At 52.3% G+C, this 16,101-nt stretch carries 18 protein-coding genes; 7 read left to right on the top strand and 11 right to left on the bottom strand.

All coding sequences use genetic code 11. The features are described 5' to 3' along the window. The first annotated feature begins 66 nt into the window (after nucleotides 1–66). From ACESYO_RS04995 to ACESYO_RS04970, 6 genes are read left to right on the top strand one after another with little or no spacing between them, the layout of a single operon-like run. Nucleotides 67–672, top strand: a complete 606-nt coding sequence (locus ACESYO_RS04995; protein ID WP_087233742.1) for a recombinase family protein — start codon at nucleotides 67–69, stop codon at nucleotides 670–672. Next, a complete protein-coding gene (locus ACESYO_RS04990; RefSeq protein WP_087233739.1) occupies nucleotides 665–2,545 on the top strand; it encodes a recombinase family protein in 1,881 nt (626 codons plus the stop codon). The genes ACESYO_RS04995 and ACESYO_RS04990 overlap by 8 nt, the downstream gene beginning before the upstream one ends. Next, nucleotides 2,546–3,331: a hypothetical protein gene (locus tag ACESYO_RS04985; RefSeq protein WP_195450674.1), complete on the top strand. Its 786-nt coding sequence runs from the start codon at nucleotides 2,546–2,548 to the stop codon at nucleotides 3,329–3,331. It abuts the gene before it with no gap. 10 nt (nucleotides 3,332–3,341) lie between these two features. Next, complete coding sequence (locus tag ACESYO_RS04980; RefSeq protein ID WP_087233736.1) at nucleotides 3,342–3,749, top strand: hypothetical protein; 408 nt, start codon at nucleotides 3,342–3,344, stop codon at nucleotides 3,747–3,749. Next, nucleotides 3,730–4,683, top strand: a complete 954-nt coding sequence (locus ACESYO_RS04975; protein WP_087233733.1) for a ParB N-terminal domain-containing protein — start codon at nucleotides 3,730–3,732, stop codon at nucleotides 4,681–4,683. Before ACESYO_RS04980 ends, ACESYO_RS04975 begins: the two co-directional genes overlap by 20 nt. Beyond that, nucleotides 4,683–5,552 (top strand): DUF6551 family protein, encoded by an 870-nt coding sequence (locus ACESYO_RS04970; RefSeq protein ID WP_087233730.1) that lies wholly within the window; start codon nucleotides 4,683–4,685, stop codon nucleotides 5,550–5,552. The genes ACESYO_RS04975 and ACESYO_RS04970 overlap by 1 nt, the downstream gene beginning before the upstream one ends. On the opposite strand, the gene ACESYO_RS04965 is transcribed toward ACESYO_RS04970, so the two are convergent. The 11 genes from ACESYO_RS04965 to ACESYO_RS04915 all read right to left on the bottom strand — a co-directional run bounded on the left by ACESYO_RS04965 (nucleotide 5,453) and on the right by ACESYO_RS04915 (nucleotide 15,404). Then, complete coding sequence (locus ACESYO_RS04965; RefSeq protein WP_330396775.1) at nucleotides 5,453–5,809, bottom strand: HipA domain-containing protein; 357 nt, start codon at nucleotides 5,807–5,809, stop codon at nucleotides 5,453–5,455. The two genes, ACESYO_RS04970 and ACESYO_RS04965, sit on opposite strands and share 100 nt — an antisense overlap. Nucleotides 5,810–5,864: 55 nt before the next feature. Continuing rightward, nucleotides 5,865–6,575 (bottom strand): LURP-one-related/scramblase family protein, encoded by a 711-nt coding sequence (locus ACESYO_RS04960; protein ID WP_087233727.1) that lies wholly within the window; start codon nucleotides 6,573–6,575, stop codon nucleotides 5,865–5,867. A 295-nt stretch (nucleotides 6,576–6,870) separates the two neighbouring features. Then, nucleotides 6,871–8,130: a type II toxin-antitoxin system HipA family toxin gene (locus tag ACESYO_RS04955; RefSeq protein WP_087233725.1), complete on the bottom strand. Its 1,260-nt coding sequence runs from the start codon at nucleotides 8,128–8,130 to the stop codon at nucleotides 6,871–6,873. A 3-nt stretch (nucleotides 8,131–8,133) separates the two neighbouring features. After that, entirely contained in the window at nucleotides 8,134–8,454 is a 321-nt protein-coding gene (locus ACESYO_RS04950; RefSeq protein WP_087233722.1) for a helix-turn-helix domain-containing protein, read from the bottom strand. A gap of 66 nt (nucleotides 8,455–8,520) precedes the next feature. Continuing rightward, nucleotides 8,521–10,167: a recombinase family protein gene (locus ACESYO_RS04945; protein WP_195450675.1), complete on the bottom strand. Its 1,647-nt coding sequence runs from the start codon at nucleotides 10,165–10,167 to the stop codon at nucleotides 8,521–8,523. Beyond that, the gene (locus ACESYO_RS04940; protein WP_087233717.1) at nucleotides 10,124–11,029 is read right to left on the bottom strand and encodes a recombinase family protein; all 906 of its coding nucleotides are present in this window, start codon (nucleotides 11,027–11,029) and stop codon (nucleotides 10,124–10,126) included. Before ACESYO_RS04940 ends, ACESYO_RS04945 begins: the two co-directional genes overlap by 44 nt. 17 nt (nucleotides 11,030–11,046) lie before the next feature. Further along, nucleotides 11,047–12,588, bottom strand: coding sequence for a recombinase family protein (locus ACESYO_RS04935; protein WP_087233714.1), 1,542 nt, complete (start codon nucleotides 12,586–12,588; stop codon nucleotides 11,047–11,049). Between the two features lie 193 nt (nucleotides 12,589–12,781). Then, nucleotides 12,782–12,940, bottom strand: a complete 159-nt coding sequence (locus ACESYO_RS04930; RefSeq protein WP_140400354.1) for an SHOCT domain-containing protein — start codon at nucleotides 12,938–12,940, stop codon at nucleotides 12,782–12,784. Nucleotides 12,941–13,495: 555 nt separating this feature from the next. Continuing rightward, nucleotides 13,496–14,104 carry a hypothetical protein gene (locus ACESYO_RS04925; RefSeq protein ID WP_235396398.1) on the bottom strand — a complete coding sequence of 203 codons (609 nt, stop codon included), beginning with the start codon at nucleotides 14,102–14,104 and terminating at the stop codon, nucleotides 13,496–13,498. A 311-nt stretch (nucleotides 14,105–14,415) separates the two neighbouring features. Then, on the bottom strand, nucleotides 14,416–15,150 hold the full coding sequence (locus ACESYO_RS04920; protein WP_071430687.1) for an ImmA/IrrE family metallo-endopeptidase: 735 nt from the start codon (nucleotides 15,148–15,150) through the stop codon (nucleotides 14,416–14,418). Nucleotides 15,151–15,152: 2 nt separating this feature from the next. Further along, complete coding sequence (locus ACESYO_RS04915) at nucleotides 15,153–15,404, bottom strand: hypothetical protein (protein WP_071430689.1); 252 nt, start codon at nucleotides 15,402–15,404, stop codon at nucleotides 15,153–15,155. Nucleotides 15,405–15,667: 263 nt separating this feature from the next. On the opposite strand from ACESYO_RS04915, the gene ACESYO_RS04910 reads away from it, so the two are divergent. Then, nucleotides 15,668–16,090 (top strand): helix-turn-helix domain-containing protein, encoded by a 423-nt coding sequence (locus tag ACESYO_RS04910; protein ID WP_071430691.1) that lies wholly within the window; start codon nucleotides 15,668–15,670, stop codon nucleotides 16,088–16,090. The last annotated feature ends 11 nt before the right edge of the window (nucleotides 16,091–16,101 follow it).

Here is a 16,101-nt window from a genome sequence, read left to right as displayed (position 1 = left end):
GTCGATTTTATTTATAGTCTGTGGCCGCTATAATAGCCCGTAAGAACATTCGCAGGGGGAGCACATATGGAAGAGCTGGCAATAAAGGGCGAAGCAATGGAGCAGGAGATCATGCCGTCCTTTGATTTTCTGCTGGAAGGAGAGGCGGAAAAGAATGCGCTTTTGGCAGAGCATCGTGCCTGGTTAAAAGGCATTCGGCGGGAGCGCCCGCTTCCGAAAAACCATCACCGGGTGGCGGTATACATTCGCTACTTCAACCAAACCCGCTATGAGGATTATCTCTCCGCCCACAAAAAGCAGTTTTTGGACACGCTGGCTCTTTGTCCGAACTGGGAATTTGTCGGTTTCTATGTGGATGAGGGAAGCACCGCACCGAACATGGAAAACGCTCCAGAATGGGCGAGACTCCTGCAAGATTGCTATGAGGGCAAGGTAGATCTGGTGATCACCCAGAAGGCAAGCAATATTTCCAAGAAACTATCGGAGCTCTCTTTCTGTGCCCGGCTTCTTGCGGCGCTGCCAAAGCCGGTGGGCATTTACTTTGTTTCGGAGGATATCTACACAATGGCTTCCTACTACCGGGAGGATCTCCATGATCCGTATTTTCTGCCCGGTCCTGATTGGACGATCCTCCCCGATCACCAGCCTGGGAGGGAAATGCTGCATGATTGACAAGGCCACCCGCAATCGGCTTGCAGAACGAAAGGAACGGGTCCGCCGCCGGATCAACACAAAGGTTGACCCGGAGAACTACGAATTCATCCCTGCCAAGAAGCCTATCGACTACTACGACAACGATATTCCGCAACGAGTCGCCGTGTATGCCCGTGTTTCCACGGACAATGTCCAGCAGACATCCTCCTATGAGCTGCAGAAGAAATACTATGAGGATTTCGTCCTGCATCACCCCAATTGGACGCTGGTTAAAATCTATGCCGATGAGGGCATTAGTGGGACTTCCCTCGTCCATCGGGACGAGTTTAATGCCATGATGACTGACTGCCGCAGCGGTAAAATCGACATGATCATCACCAAAAGCGTGTCCCGTTTTGCCCGGAATGTGGTGGACTGCATCAGCATGGTCCGGATGCTGGCGGAACTGCCCAGCCCGGTGGGCGTGTTTTTCGAGAGCGAATGTATCTTTTCCCTTAAGGATGATTCCCAGATGGCGCTTTCCTTTCAGGCCACCATGGCGCAGGAGGAGTCCCATATCCGCAGCCGGAGCATGGAAACCTCCCTGCGGATGCGGCTGGACGGCGGCTTGCCTTTGACGCCCAAGCTGCTGGGCTATTCTCACGACGGGGATGGAAACCTGGTGGTCAACCCGGAGGAAGCGCCTACGGTGAAGCTCATCTTCTACATGTATCTGTACGGCTACTCCACCAGCGACATCGCGGCGGCGCTTACCGAGCTGGGCCGTAAGACCTACCTGGGAAATATCAAATGGACCTCCAATTCCATTGTTCAGGTTCTTCGCAATGAGCGTCATTGCGGGGATGTGCTGACCCGAAAGACCTTCACCCCGAACTACCTGAACCACAAGTCCAGGAAGAATCGGGGCGACCGCCCCCAGAGCCTTTACCGGAATCACCACGAGGGCATTGTTTCCAGAGATGATTTCATTGCCGTTCAGCACCTTCTGAACAACTCCAAGTATGGACATCGCTCTATCCTCCCGGAGCTGCGGGTGATTGACAGCGGCCTGCTCAAAGGCTTTGTAACCATCAACCCTCGCTGGGCCGGGTTCAAACCTGCGGATTACTTTCAGGCTTCCGCCAGTATCCATCCTCCCGATGAGCAGGCGGAAGAAAGAGCGCCTCTTTCCAGTGTCACTCTGGCTCCTGGGGATTTTGACATGAGGGGTTTTGAGATTACCCGCAGCGAGTTCTTTGATAATTACCACCGTCCTTATGTTCAGTTTCAGGATAAGAGGATCAAATTCAGCACAGCTTGTGTTCGTACATTTGGGAAAGACAACCATGTGGAACTACTGGTCAACCCAGTGGAGATGAAGTTTGCTGTCCGCACGGCGGAAAAAGGCAACCGCAATGCCGTCCTGTTCTCCAAACTGGTGGATGGGAAATACCAGCCCAGAGAGATTGCGGGTGCGGCCTATATGGAAACGCTGTTTCAGCTGTTCGGCTGGAGCCCGGATTTAAAGTATCGGATTGCCGGGCGGCTCTTTCAAAGCCAAAGTGAATCAGCGTATATTTTCGATCTCAATGACGCAGAGGCGTTTATCAAATCTTATCTGCTCTCCGGTCAGCAAGGCGAGCAGGATTCCCATGATTCTGTGCAGCCGCTCTCCATCTCTGGCAAGCGGGTGCGCGCCGTACCGGAGGAGTGGATTCATTCTTTTGGAACGCAGTATTATCTCCACCAGCAATCTTTCCAGCAGGTTCATGACCAGAGCGAGGAGGATTGGAAGATTCGCATAGAGGGGCAGCTTTACGAAACCGGTCAAAAACTCCATGTGACCGGTTTTGAGGAACTGAGAGACTATATCCGCCAGGAATTCAACCGGCGCGGAAAGGAGGAACCATAATTGAGCGAGGAGAGAGGCGAAAAACCCGGTGGTGTGATTGCCGGGATGCTCCGTTCTCTGGAAGGGGAGCAGACGGCCGGGATTGCTCCTGTCATGCCGGAGATGGAAGTGGACGTTCATCAGGCAGGTCATGAAGGCGATGATGTTCTGGAGACGGAGCGGGAATTCAATTACGAGGGCTACCAGGTGGTACGCCGGGAATTCTTTGCCCATATCAATGAGCCATCCGTGACCTTTAACAACTATAAATTCTATGTAAACGCTGCCTGCCTGAATCGATTCCCGAAGGTAGATTATGTGCAGGTGCTGGTCAATCAGGAAAGCAAAATATTGGCGATCCGCCCCTGTCAGGCAGAAGACCGGGATGCCTGCGCCTGGTGTACCAATGGCTCTGGCAGACGAAAGCCGAAGCAAATCACCTGCAAGATCTTCTTTGCCAAGGTGTTTTCTCTGATGGGATGGAATCTGGACTATCGATACAAGCTCCTCGGACGGGTGATCCACGCCAAGGATGAATGGCTTATCGCATTTGACCTGACTGCCACCGAAGTATACCAGCGGGTTCTGAAGGATGGCGAGAAGCCCAGAGCCTCCCGGACGCCGGTGTTCCCGGAAGGTTGGAAAACACAATTTGGCCTGCCGTTCCGGGAACATCAGAAATCCATGCAGGTTGATATTTTTGAAGGATATGCGGTGTATGGGCTTCGGGATCGTGCCTCTACGCCAGAAACGCCTATTGCGGAGGCTCCCATACCGGACGGAAGCGAAGAACAGAATCCATCATAGGAGGCAGAATATGAGTCGAGAAAATCAACCGCAAGCCTCGCTGACCCTTGATCCATTTCGCAATCGAATCCGCATCCACAAGAAAACCATACGCCGCCTGGGCAGTCCTGCCTATGTGCAGTTTTTAGTGAATCCGGAAGAACTTTATATCGCCGTTCTTGGCTCGGACAAGCCTATGATTGGGGGAACGGCAAATAAGGTTCGATTGTCCAGTGTCAGCTTTCACACCAACCAATCCGTAGAGTTTTATAGTTCTACCTTGCTGAGCAATCTGTCGGAGATTGTCGGTGGCTTCGATCTGCGGTTCAATTATCATTTGACAGGAGAGATCGATTCGGTGAACCGGGTCGCCTATTTTTCCCTCCAAACCGTGAAACCGCAGGAGCGCAGGAGGCAATATGGAAGAGAAGGGGTTTAGGGAACTCAGGATCGATCCGGAATTCAAAAACCTGATTCGACCTCTCCGGCGGGAGGAATACCGGCAGCTGGAGCTGAATCTGGTGATGGAGGGCTGCCGGGAGGCCATCGTTGTTTGGGACGGTACCATTGTAGACGGACATAACCGATACGAGATCTGCAATAAATTGAAAATCCCTTATGGCGTAAAAGAACAGGTTTTTCCAAACCGGGATGCGGCAATCGCCTGGATCTGCTCCAATCAACTCGGTCGCCGCAACATTTCAGAGGAGACGAAGAAGTATCTGATCGGCAGGCAGTATGAGGCGGAAAAGAAAGCGCACCGGAATGAGAACGGCTATAATCAGTACTGCCCAAATCCCCTCGCCACAGTTGGAAGAGGCCGTCCGGTAGAGGAAGAGAGCAGTCGACGAACCGCCGCCCGTCTGGGAAAGGAGCATCATGTGTCTGGAGCAACGGTCCAAAAATATGCAAAATACAGCGTGGCGCTGGATGCGATTGCAAAAACCGCGCCGGAATTGATTCCCCACATCCTGTCGGGGACATACAAGATATCCTTCGAAAACATTGTGGCACTGGCGGAGATGGCCCCTGCGGAGCTGAAGGAACTCAGTAAGAAAATCGGGAACAATCCCTATGCCTTTGCCCGATACAGCGATTCACGGCGCAGCCTCTCCACCGAGGCGTCTTCTAAGCCCGGCATACAGGCGGCGGAGCAGCCTGCCATCAAGACGATGCCCGCCTATGATCCGGATGCGGAGGTGGCTGGACTGACCCTCACCATTCCCTCCTGGATGAGCTCCATCGAGCGAACCAGAAATATGGCGCATCTCGCATCCATCTCTCCCGCAGCCAAGGAGAACTTGCAGGCAGCCTTAACAGCGCTGGGAGAAAAGGTGCAGGAGATGCTCGCGGCAATTGAGGAGGATTCCTAATGGCTGATTTCAGCATGTTTGTACCCAATGTCCATTTCGAGCAGATCCCCATTAAAAATCTGGTGTCCAACCAGGAGTATCAGCGAAACATATCCGAACAGCATGTACTGAATGCGGCAGCCCACTTTGATCTATATCAGATCAATCCGGTCAAGGTAAGCCGACGAAACGGCGTCAACTATGTGTTCAATGGGCAGCACACGGTGGAGATCGTCGCGCTGGCCTCCGGTTCTCGGGACACGCCGGTCTGGTGCATGATCTACGACGATCTCAACTATGAGCACGAGGCGGATATCTTCGCCAATCAGATGAAGTTCGTGAAACCCTTAAAGCCCTATGAGGTGTTCATGGCAAATATCGAAGCCGGAAATCAGAAACAGCTCATTATCCGGGATCTGGTGGAGTCCTACTCGCTTTCCATTGGCCAAGTCAGAAACTATGGGGTGGTTTGCGCTGTGTCCACGTTGGAAAGCATCTACGACAAGTTCGGCTATCATGTTCTGGACCGGACACTTCGGCTCTGTGTGGGCACTTGGGAGGGCGATATGAATTCTCTCTCCGCTAATATGCTCAACGGCATTGCCCGCCTGGTCCATACCTTTGGAGATGCGCTGAAGGATGAAAACTTCAAGGAAAAGGTGGGCGAGATGTCGGTAAAGCTGCTCTCCAGAACCGCCAAGGAGCGGCGGCCCGGCTCCATGGGGTATGCCGAGGCCATGCTTATTGCCTACAACCGAAAGTGTAAATATCCGCTTAAGTGGACCAGGCTCTACGAGAAGAATGTGGGGAACAGTGAAGGGCTGGACATTGATACAGATCTGGATGAGGAGGAGAACGAGGACTCCTTCGGAGATAACCCCGAGGAATAAACAAGCGGACGACTCCCCAGGGAATCGTCCGCTTGTGATTTCATGGCCGGAGGGTAGATGAACGCCGCCAGATCCAGATAACTGCTCCCGTCCGCCGCAGAGGCTCTATCGGTTTTTCTCAGTAGTGTCATAGCGGAGGCGAAGTGGATGCGGAGGCGACCGTTCCTGTCAAATTGCTTGACCTGGAAGGTACTGCCGACCTTGGAGAAGGTCTTCGGGCTGGATTCCGGGACATCTAATCCACAGCCGCCCCAGATTATGCGACCTTACCCCATTCGCCGTTGGTAGATACATCGTTCATGCTTAAAAGATTTATGTATTTATAAGGTCGATTGCTGTTGCAAGCAGAATTGCAATGACTTCATCTTCAGAATTATCATACTCCATAACGAATTTATCGGCATAGCCATCCTTAAGATTTAAAGGACAATCATGCAGAGTAGCTACCTGCTTACCCTTATATTGGATTTTGAAACTCTTGCCTTCCTGGTGTGTGATTTTGACACTACCTTCAAGAACCTCGAACTCCAGATTACCAAATGACACATATTTTTTTAGCAATGCGATTTTTTCTTTACCCAAGAATACCGTGCATTTCTTCACCTCTTTTTCAAACAACGGAACACCTGTAGAAATCAGATGCTCTTTAACATAGCCGATTTTATTTCCGTTTGCATCAAACAAATCCAAGATTTCACGGTCGGTGATAGTGTTCTCAGCGTTAGATTTATACTTGAGCGTACCATTGCCGTCAACAATTTGATAACGCCCAAGATAATCATTCATATCAGGCGTTTTCCCAGTAAAGAGGCCGACCATCGTGCCTATGGAATAGGACTTTGATTTGATAACCAGGAAATTTTTCTTGATTCCCTGGATATGTTCGGCCGCAGTTTTCTGCCCTGTGGCTTGACCGAGTTTATTCAGCACGGAGTTTACCACCCCATCTACCGATCCTTTCGGTATGACTTTTTCGGCGATTTTAGCACCAGCTAAAGCTGTGAGTTTACCTTTTAAACTCATAAGCGCACCTCCTATCGTGTTCTGTAAGAGAACTTGTAAATTTCGCGGATAATTAATCCATGCTGCCACTATCTTTATTTCCGCCGAACTCGCAGCCGCGTACATGGTCATGTCCATAATACCATCTGCAGTATCGGTAACCACTGTGAGGGAGACAATTGGTGCAGTCCCCCATTACAATGTCTTTGCCTTTGATTTGGATGCGATGCCAACACACGCTATGACTGTAAAGCGTATTCCGAAGAAACCTAACTTCGATGGAGACGGTTCCTGTGGGAATGGTCCATTTTTAATTTCATGGCCGGAGGGAAAAGGCCGGGCGCATATATTCCACAGCGCCCCGACTGAGGCCATACTGTCCGGCCAGCTGCTCCCAGTGTCCGGATACGGTTTTGCAGATCTCCTCCGCCGCCTGCTGAGCCTCCTGGGGAGATAAGCCGAAGTAGTCAGCGACCTCCAGCGCCAGATCCAGGTCGATGGTGTTGTCGTACTCGCTCACATTGAGGGAGAGACGGTCGCCTGTGGGGACTGGGTTTACATCGTAGAGCGGAGCCAGTCGCCAGCCGGTGAGAGTCAGGAGGAAACCGTGGTTGCGCAGGTGGTCGTCGGTGTTGGACACCGCCATACTGAATACGATCCGTTTCCACAGCTCAGCCAGATCCTGCCTGGGAGCCGCCCCATTGGCGCGGATGAACGCCGCCAGATCCAGATAACTGCTCCCGTCCGCCGCAGAGGCTCCGTCGGTTTTTCCCAGCAGAGTCATGGCGGAGGCAAAATGGATACGGCGGCGGCCATCCCGGTCAAATCGCTTGACCAGGAAGGTGCTGCCGGTCTTGGAGAAGGTCTCCAGCCTGGATTCCGGGACATTCAATCCGCACAGCCGCGCCAGGTCATGCACGACCTTCTCCCATGCGCCGCTGTTGGATTCATCGTGCTTAGACGGAAACTTGGCGATCCACAAAGCGCCGTCCGCTGCCTGCACCGTGGCCTTGGGCCTTGCTCCGCCCAGAGAGGAACCGGGGGCCAGAAGCTCCCGCAGCCATGTTTCGTTCAGGCCGCTTTCGTCATTCTCAAAGGCGATAGAGGCGTTTTCCAGTGTCCGAAGATGAACCCAGGGCGGCGTTGCGAAGGACTTGTCGTTGGAGAGAAAGTCTCCCCCCTCTTCCAGGCTGAACCGCAGTGCCCCCATGCGGGATTCATCGTAGACCCCCAGCAGGAAATCGCTTTCTGTGAGGTTTCGGGGCTTTCGGTCTTCTTTTCTGGCGTCAATTGCCTCCTTGCGCCGCATCAGCAGGCGGCCCCAGCGGTCCGGGCAGGAGTCGGCGAACAGCCCGAAGAGCCGCTTGTCCAGCGGCACATACTGCCGTCCCCGGTAGAGGGCCAGATCCGGGTCCAGAGAGAAGGAACTCTCGGCGGATGTCAGCCAGGCGGGGTCATACTCGAAGGAGAAGGTTTCCTGCCCCCGGATAAAGCTGCAGCGGAGCCGCCCCATCAGGGTGGGGGTCTCTCCACGCCAATTTTCATATACATAGATGGTCTTTTCGTCCTGCGCCATGGGCTACTCTCCTTTCTTGGGCGCCCGCCGTCTGGTAGGCAGCGCCAGGTCTTGCAGCTTCCTGCCGAATTCATCATCTTTGGCAATAAGCAGCAGGTCGCTGTCCATATTGTTCAGTGCGTGCAGCACGGCGGCATAGGAGCCGATGGATACCGTGGGCGCACCCTTCTCGATGGAGATGAGGGTGGCCCGGCTGATCCCCGCCCGCTCCGCCACCAGTTCCAGACTCAGCTTCCGGCGCAGGCGGGCAAGGCGGATCTGCTCACCCATCTGCTCCAGAATCTTTCTTGTCTGCGGCATGATGACCGCCGCTCTTTTGCCCATACATCATCGCCTCCTAACATACATTATAGTATATTACCTTGGCGATTATGTCAATTATATTTGAAGTTATTTGTTTTCCTCATTGAGCGCTTCCTCGATGAGATACCCGCCGCCGAAGATGATGTCCAGCCTGCCGTCGGGATATACCTTTACGCACTCGATCATCTGGTGGACGATGGTATCGTCGTACTCCATCTTTCTCGACGCACGATCTGCGATGATTTGCTGCAGCTGGAGGATGCGGCCATCATTCCCCTGGTCCGAGAGGAGGGCGTCCTCCAGCTTTTTGATTCTCCCTTGCAGGAGTTCGATGGTATCGGAAAGCTCCTTGAATTCCGCCTCATGGCTTTCAATGCCCTCGCCGCTCTCTACGCTCTCATTGATGAGGGACACCATTTTGCGGTTCAGACCATCGATTTTTCGGCGAAGCAGGTCGATTTCATCGCTGTTCCCGTTCAGCCCGATGGCCTCCCCAATGGTCGCCCTCATAAGTGCCAGATAGGTGGCCTCGTCTTCCTCATTGAAGCGGTTGACCGCCCGGACGATAGCAGCATGGAGCGCTTCCTCGTCTACTGTAGGGGAGGACTTGCAGTACCGCTTTCCGTAGTCCAATCGATTGATGCAGCGCCAGACCACCCGCTTTTTCCCACGGGATGTCCAGGTCACGCGCTTGTATCGGCTCCTGCATTCGGCGCAGATCATCACATTGGACAGCGCATACCGGGAGTATTTTCCGGTGGCCGTAGTGGCTGCTTTGGTGGAGTTTGGCTCCCGACTCATCCGCCTGGCGAGTTCTTCCTGCGTTTTGTGAAAGAGCTCTCGGCTGATGATACCAACATGGCTATTCTGTACATAGTACATGGGTGCCTCACCCGTGTTTTTGCGACGGACCTTGCCAATACAGTCAATTGTGACCGTCTTTTGAAGGATGCTGTCCCCGCAGTATCGTTCATTCCGGAGAATACCCTTAATCATGCTCGCAGAGAAGGAGAATCGTTTTCCTGGTATCTGGAGATTCTCTTCTCTGAGTTTGGTTGAGATCCGGTTGATGGTTTCACCTGACAGGTACATATTGAAGATTCTCTCCACGATGGATGCCTCCTCCGGGACGATCTCCGGTTCTCCGTCCTCGCCCTTTCGGTATCCAAGCAGGCACTTATAATTGAATACGGGCTTGCCGTCCTGGAATCGCTTCCGAAAGCTCCATGTGACATTCTTGCTGATGCTTTCGGATTCAGACTGTGCGAACCCTGCGTAGATGACCAGATAGAGCTCGCTGTCGATTTGCAGTGTGTCTATATTTTGCTCCTCGAAGTAGATGCCAATCCCTCTTGCCCTGAGCATACGCACATGGTCCAGGCAGTCAACAGTGTTTCTGGCAAATCTGGAGACCGACTTGGTGATGATATAGTCGATTTTTCCTGCCAGGCAGTCGTTGATCATCTTTTGGAACTGGGGCCGTTTATCTGCTCGAGTTCCTGAGATGCCCTCATCAGCGTACAGGCCGGCAAATTCCCACTCCGGCTTGGCGGCAATCATTTCGGTGTACACTTTTTTCTGGTTGGTGTAGGAGGTAAGCTGTTCCTCGCTGTCAGTGGATACCCGGCAGTAGGCGGCAACCCGGCGCTGGTGATATTGCTCCTTGTTGACGATCAGCGAGCGCTTCGGCTCAATGACCGATATGGTCTTTTTCGGTATCCTGGTTACATTCATTTTCATCCCCTCCGATCTCTACGTCGGTCTTGGTATGTAGGATCACCTGTCCTCCGCTTCCCAGCGTCAGATAGGCGACGATGTCACTAAAGTAGGCCGGACTGAATTCCTCCTGGGGCGTCATCATGCGCACACGTTTTCGGGCGATGGATGCGGCGATCTGCAGATGTGTATCGCTCTCTGCGTACAGCTGCTCCGCCATCTCAATTGTTTTGGCGATGACCAGGGCGTCACTGGGATTATCCCGCTCCAGTTCGGCATCGATTTCCCTGTTGATTTGCTGAGCCTCTGCCGACAACTCCCTTCGTTTTTTGGGGCGGGGTATGAGCAGGTGGCTGTTAGCGATGATGCGGTTCATCAGGATCGTCACCTTTTCCAGCAGATGCGTATCGGAAATTCGTATGCGCTGTCCGCAATCCGCATTGGTGCATTCCCAGCTTTCCCGAATCCGGTGCCTGTTGCTTACTCTCCTCCGCATTGGCGCCCCGCATTCCGCGCACCGGACCCGGTTCCGGAGCAGGTCGATCCCCTCCAGATTTTTCTCGAAGGTGTTCCGCTGGCGGGCTGTCCGCACCGCAGCAGCCTCCTCATACTGCTCCTCCTCGATGATGGGGTCATATTCTCCATCTCCGAGGTATTTGGCGTTTCCTATGATTCTTGCGATACGGGCTTTATCCCACACATCCGTCCTCTCGCTGTAGGGGATCTTCCTTTCAGTCAACAGTTCGGCAATGCTTTGGAGGGAAGCGCCGTTGATGTAGGCGCTGAATATCTCACGGATGACCATAGCTTCATCCTGTGCGATGACTGTCCTTCCGTTCCGCATAGTGTAACCGTATGGGATATAGCGTATCTTCTTCATTTTGAGGTTCCTCTCCGTCAGAGCATTTCTGTAAATCGCAGCCCGCCGATGAGGGTGACCGTCATTTCATCCCGGCGGGTGATGCGGATGGCCTGGACAATCTCGGCAAACAGCTTTTCATCGAATCGGTCCAGGGGTTCTTCCAACTCCTCCAGCAGTTTTTTCAGCCGTGTCACTTCCTCGATTATATCGGTGATGCCCGAGGAGAATTCACACTGGCGCTCACGCTTCAGTTGGCGCAGTTGGTCGTTGATATCCTGCACCTGAGCTTTGTGGACCTCGTCTTTGAGGTATCCTTTTGCATGGAGCTGTTCCACCATCACCAGCTTGGCATTGAGATCTGCGATGCTCCGGCTGATCTCCCTTGCGGCTGTGTTTTTCCGCTTTTGTTTCAGCTCGGCGGATTCCAGGCGGAGCAGGGTTTGACCCAGAATGTCGTATTCGGAGAACCGAAGCTTGTTGACCATGGCGATGAAGGCATCATAGATCCGATCCTCACTGTAGTAGTTCGAGTCGCATTGGGTGCGATCCTGAATGTGTTTGGAACATCCCCACTTGGCGGTCCCGGAAACCTGCCGCCTGCGAAAATACGAGCCGCACTCAGAACACTGAATGCGGCTCGTAAGAGGATAGATATTTTGCGCTGTGGATTTCCCAAAGATATCCTGACGCTTTTTCAGGAGGGTCTGGACCTTGTCGAAGGTTTCTCGGTCAATGAGCGGAGCGTGGGTCATGGAGGCGTAGAACATATCCTCCTGGCCTCGATTTCGGAACTGTTTGAACGGGACTGTGGTGTCACGGTAGGTTTTCTGGTATTTGCAATCGCCGCAATACCGTTCATTCCCAAGGATGTACGCCACCTTGGTGGAGCGCCAGAGGGATTTCCCGGTCTTAGTTTTGATGCCGCGGCTGTTAAGGTCGCGGGCGATCTCCGATGTAGACTGGCCGCTCAGGTAGTTTTCAAACATCATGCGGACGATGGCCGCCTCCGGTTCATAGACCACCAGTGCCTTTTCCACCAGCCGGAAACCGTATGGAGCGTTGCTGTCCACATACTCACCCGATTGCATCCGTTTCACGATGGAAAGCCGCTGGTTCTGGGAAATAGCCTTGGACTCCTCCTGCGCAATGGCAGAGAAGGTATTGAGGAGCATTTCATCCCCGAGGGCCAGAGTGTAGATTCCCTCTTTCTCGAACTGCACCCCCACGCCGAGCAGCTTCAGCTTCCGGACATATTCCAGAGACTCCTTGGCGTTTCGGGCGAAGCGGGAGACGGACTTGGTGACGATCAGGTCGATTTGGTGCTGTTCGCACATCTTGATCATTCGCTGGAATTCGGTTCGGTTCTGCGCTTTCATGCCAGACAGCCCTTCATCCGCGAAGATCTCCACCAGTTCCCACTCTTTTTTTCTCTGAATGAGGCTGGTATAGACCCGAATCTGGTTGGCATAGGAGTTCTGCTGATCTGCTGAATTGGAAGATACCCGGCAGTAGGCAGCGACTCGGACTTTCCGAATTTCCTGTCTGGTGATGGGCGAGATGAGTTTGGCCTGTGGCATCAGCAGAATCCCCTTTCTGGCTGAATTTTGGATTGTACTACATTTTGGTACAATCCACTTTTACGGTTCAAGCAACATTATATTCAAGAAGAAGATAAAATCCATTGAATAAATGCAGATCAGGAAATTTCTACATAGTCAACAGACTGCGCCGTGCAAACTCCATCAGATTAGACGATGCCGTCCTGACATCCTAATCCGCAATAACAAGATCCGAGCCGGTAAGCTTCTGGTAATATCGCTTGGCTCGCTCGTATTCAGCGGCGGTGATCACACCGCTGTTCCGCATCGATTTCAGCACGACCACGATAAACAGATAGTTTGCACTTTTGGTTTGTGACATGGTAATCATGGTGTGATCCCTCCTAACTGCAAAATTGAATTGATACCACAAAAATAGGGGCCACCCCGTCTGGTTGCGGCAGTGTTGGCTTACTTCGCTACATAGTGGGTGACCCCCATTGCTTCTGATATCAAGACGATTGTTCGTCTTTTTTTGCCTGTATTCGACACTACTTCCCCAGGCCAGGGCGGACATCTAAACTGCGGCGGGCGCCGCACTCCGGGAATCGAACCCCTCCGAGGATCTCTCCGAGCTGCCCCCATTGCTTGAGACTGTGGCTGGGCAGGGGTACCATTGTAGGCGGATGAGGTCTTGACGAAACAGACTGCCACGCCTGCTTTTGGATCGGTGGACCCGCTGGGCACCTTATTGGCCGTCATTGATAGAAGAGAAAGAGGGCTTTGCCCCTTTCTCCCCTACAGGTGGTCATCGCGCACCGTCCGCATCGCTCGCTCATCCGCTGATGTTATTTAGCTGCCGGATATTCAGTTGAAAAGGTTCAATGAAGGCGTCCGAAGAACCCCTTCACTTTACAACGGACATTTTTTCAGCAAATCACAACCATCACCCAAAAATATTTTTCGCTTTTTTCTGAATGAGTCGGATTGCATTCTGGACGCTCTGATAACTGACTCCCATTTGATCCGCATAAGCCTTGTAACTGATCCCATTCAGAATGCAAGCCTGGTAAATTCCATATTGGGTAGGAGTCAGGCTCTCTCGCAGTCTTTGTTCCAGCAGCTTCGTGGAGATTTCTTCTGTGTAATCGACCGTATCAGCCAACCAGTTGGAGTCTGTCACATCTTCAGGGAGCACATCCAGCGATAGAATCGTTGGTTTGGATATGCCGTCTCTATCCGCTTCCTGATCCAGTGACATTGCTCGACGGAACCGCTTTTCCTCCGAACGCAACACCTGCATCACAGTGCGCTCCACCTCTGTTACCTCGCCAGTAGCCTTGATCCGCACCATGCACTTGCCGTCCTCCGTTGTCCAGAGGTCATAGTCGAACTCGACTGGGGTTTTCGGGATTCCTTTCATTGCTTCGTCCTTTCCGCTGGTGCGAAGCAGCGGAATGACGAGGCAACAAAAAGAGCCGCATGACGGTGAGCGTGTAATTCCATACCGATAAATCAGGTGTTTCCATTTTGGAAACATCTGATCATGCGGCATTAGGAAGACTCACCAGTCAGCGGCTCCACAGCACAGCTATCAATATTTATTTGTTAATCTCTGCCCTTATCGGTCTTGATAAAAGCGAAGTTTTAACCGTCTCATACTGAGGACATTAAAGACGGTCTCCTGTCCACAGCGTTTGCACTTTGCTTGGACATGGCCTCTGGTGTCCTCAAATACAGCGATTGAATTGTGTCCACAGAAGGGACATTTCACCATCCTTGTTTTTTGGTTTGCGATGGCATGACGCGCTTTTCGGATCTTCTCCATCATTTCCTCAGACGGCTCAGAGATGCGGATATTCTTTTTCATGCCCACACCTCCAAGGGATCTGAATATTCCCGGTACGGACGATCCTCAATGTAACCGAGATGTCTCAGCCGGATTACAGCCGCCGACTTCGACACGGCAAACTGCCTACACAAAAGAGACAGTGATAACTTGTCACGATATGCGAACACCCCCTCGTAATTGATTAACTTCTTGCCACCGGCAAAATACCACATGGCAAGATCAATTTCTTTTTGCGGCATAAGGATGGCCGCGCCAAGGACATTAGCCTGCCATTCATTCCAGTCCTCGCGAGTCTTTAAGTCGCGGAGCGAATACACTGTCCGTGCCGAGTATTTCTTTGCATAGGCTGACTGCGCAGTTTCACTTTCCATCTGGAACAAAATCTGATGTGCGCACTCATGGGCAAGGGTAAAGCGTCTCTTGCCGCAGAGCTTTTGGACTTGTCCGGGTTGAATAAAGCTGGTGTCCATCAGAATTTGATTTTTCCTGAGTGGGATGGTTCGCTTCACGCCCATCTCTTCCGTGATATACTCGGTATCCGCATAGGCGGTCAGACCACAGATGCTTCCATCCGGGGAAAGATGGGCAAACGACACTTCCAAGCCAAGGTATTCCTTGGCGAACTGGTCAATCGGTGTCCCTCGTGCCATTCGTCGGATGTCCTTGGTTTCGCTGCCGAAAAAGAACTCATTGAAATCCTTGGTTACGGCTACTGCAATTTCTTCGATTTTCTTCTGGGATAAGATCATCGTTAGGTCTCCTTTGCTTCAACAAACCACTTGCTGCCCTCCTGAAACAGATAGGATTCTCTGCCACGGATCAGCACCGTATAGCGAATGCCGCCGCCACCCACCTTTTTGGAAGAGGCACGGCACTTATAGAGTACCTGATCGATCTGAAAAATTAGGCCGTTTTTCCACCGGATGAAGCGCGGATGGAATACGCCCTCCTGATCCACATCCAGATTGACCGAGACATAGGCTTTCCTGCAGTGTGCACTCATGTTTCTCACTCCTTGCTACACATAACGGGCACCGGCAACTTTCTCGTTGCCCGGTGTCCGTTACCAATTTCAGTCCAAACGAAAACGAACATCACATTTTGGTCTGCGCACTCTTGACGGGACACGCAAACCGATATACAATAAATGCGTAAAGCGATTGCGTATTATCATTATATGTAAACGGATTGCTTGTGTCAAGCACTTTTAGGCGGAAAACGCAAATAGATTGCATATTATCACGCTTACAGGTAGGAGGATATACTATGAGGTTCGGAGAAAAGCTCCGCGTACTGCGCAAGGAAAAGGGACTTACTCAGGCGGAACTTGCGAAACTGGCGGGAGTAGGACTCAAGACGATCACCAACTATGAAAAGGGCAGCACATACCCCCAGAACCGCGAGGTGTATGGCATTCTTGCCCGGATTCTCGGCTGCGATGCAGACTATCTGCACAACGAGGGCGACGATTTCATCGCAATGGCGGGGCAGCAATATGGCTATCGGGGCAAGAAGGGCGCCGAGCGACTGCTAAAAGAAGTAAGGGTAGCCTTTTCCGGAGGCGAGATGGCAGAAGAAGATATGGATGAGATGATGCTTGCCATTCAGGAAGCCTATATCGATGCGAAGAAGCGAAACAAGAAATACACGCCCCAAAAGTATCTGAAACAGCAGGAAGGAACGAAGTAAGCCCGCTCTAT

The sequence above is a fragment of the Allofournierella massiliensis genome (assembly GCF_964241245.1).
GTDB lineage: Bacteria > Bacillota > Clostridia > Oscillospirales > Ruminococcaceae > Allofournierella > Allofournierella massiliensis.
Note: the sequence above shows the minus strand (reverse complement) of the source record. Positions and strands in the feature narration are given on the sequence as shown.

What these genes read in the sequence shown, in the direction of transcription:
- ACESYO_RS04925 (WP_235396398.1), bottom strand. Translation starts at nt 14,104, where the DNA reads ATGCCGCATGATCAGATGTTTCCAAAATGGAAACACCTGATTTATCGG.
- ACESYO_RS04945 (WP_195450675.1), bottom strand. Translation starts at nt 10,167, where the DNA reads ATGAATGTAACCAGGATACCGAAAAAGACCATATCGGTCATTGAGCCG.
- ACESYO_RS04910 (WP_071430691.1), top strand. Translation starts at nt 15,668, where the DNA reads ATGAGGTTCGGAGAAAAGCTCCGCGTACTGCGCAAGGAAAAGGGACTT.
- ACESYO_RS04970 (WP_087233730.1), top strand. Translation starts at nt 4,683, where the DNA reads ATGGCTGATTTCAGCATGTTTGTACCCAATGTCCATTTCGAGCAGATC.
- ACESYO_RS04940 (WP_087233717.1), bottom strand. Translation starts at nt 11,029, where the DNA reads ATGAAGAAGATACGCTATATCCCATACGGTTACACTATGCGGAACGGA.
- ACESYO_RS04990 (WP_087233739.1), top strand. Translation starts at nt 665, where the DNA reads ATGATTGACAAGGCCACCCGCAATCGGCTTGCAGAACGAAAGGAACGG.
- ACESYO_RS04920 (WP_071430687.1), bottom strand. Translation starts at nt 15,150, where the DNA reads ATGATCTTATCCCAGAAGAAAATCGAAGAAATTGCAGTAGCCGTAACC.
- ACESYO_RS04950 (WP_087233722.1), bottom strand. Translation starts at nt 8,454, where the DNA reads ATGGGCAAAAGAGCGGCGGTCATCATGCCGCAGACAAGAAAGATTCTG.
- ACESYO_RS04930 (WP_140400354.1), bottom strand. Translation starts at nt 12,940, where the DNA reads ATGATTACCATGTCACAAACCAAAAGTGCAAACTATCTGTTTATCGTG.
- ACESYO_RS04980 (WP_087233736.1), top strand. Translation starts at nt 3,342, where the DNA reads ATGAGTCGAGAAAATCAACCGCAAGCCTCGCTGACCCTTGATCCATTT.
- ACESYO_RS04915 (WP_071430689.1), bottom strand. Translation starts at nt 15,404, where the DNA reads ATGAGTGCACACTGCAGGAAAGCCTATGTCTCGGTCAATCTGGATGTG.
- ACESYO_RS04935 (WP_087233714.1), bottom strand. Translation starts at nt 12,588, where the DNA reads ATGCCACAGGCCAAACTCATCTCGCCCATCACCAGACAGGAAATTCGG.
- ACESYO_RS04960 (WP_087233727.1), bottom strand. Translation starts at nt 6,575, where the DNA reads ATGAGTTTAAAAGGTAAACTCACAGCTTTAGCTGGTGCTAAAATCGCC.
- ACESYO_RS04975 (WP_087233733.1), top strand. Translation starts at nt 3,730, where the DNA reads ATGGAAGAGAAGGGGTTTAGGGAACTCAGGATCGATCCGGAATTCAAA.
- ACESYO_RS04955 (WP_087233725.1), bottom strand. Translation starts at nt 8,130, where the DNA reads ATGGCGCAGGACGAAAAGACCATCTATGTATATGAAAATTGGCGTGGA.
- ACESYO_RS04995 (WP_087233742.1), top strand. Translation starts at nt 67, where the DNA reads ATGGAAGAGCTGGCAATAAAGGGCGAAGCAATGGAGCAGGAGATCATG.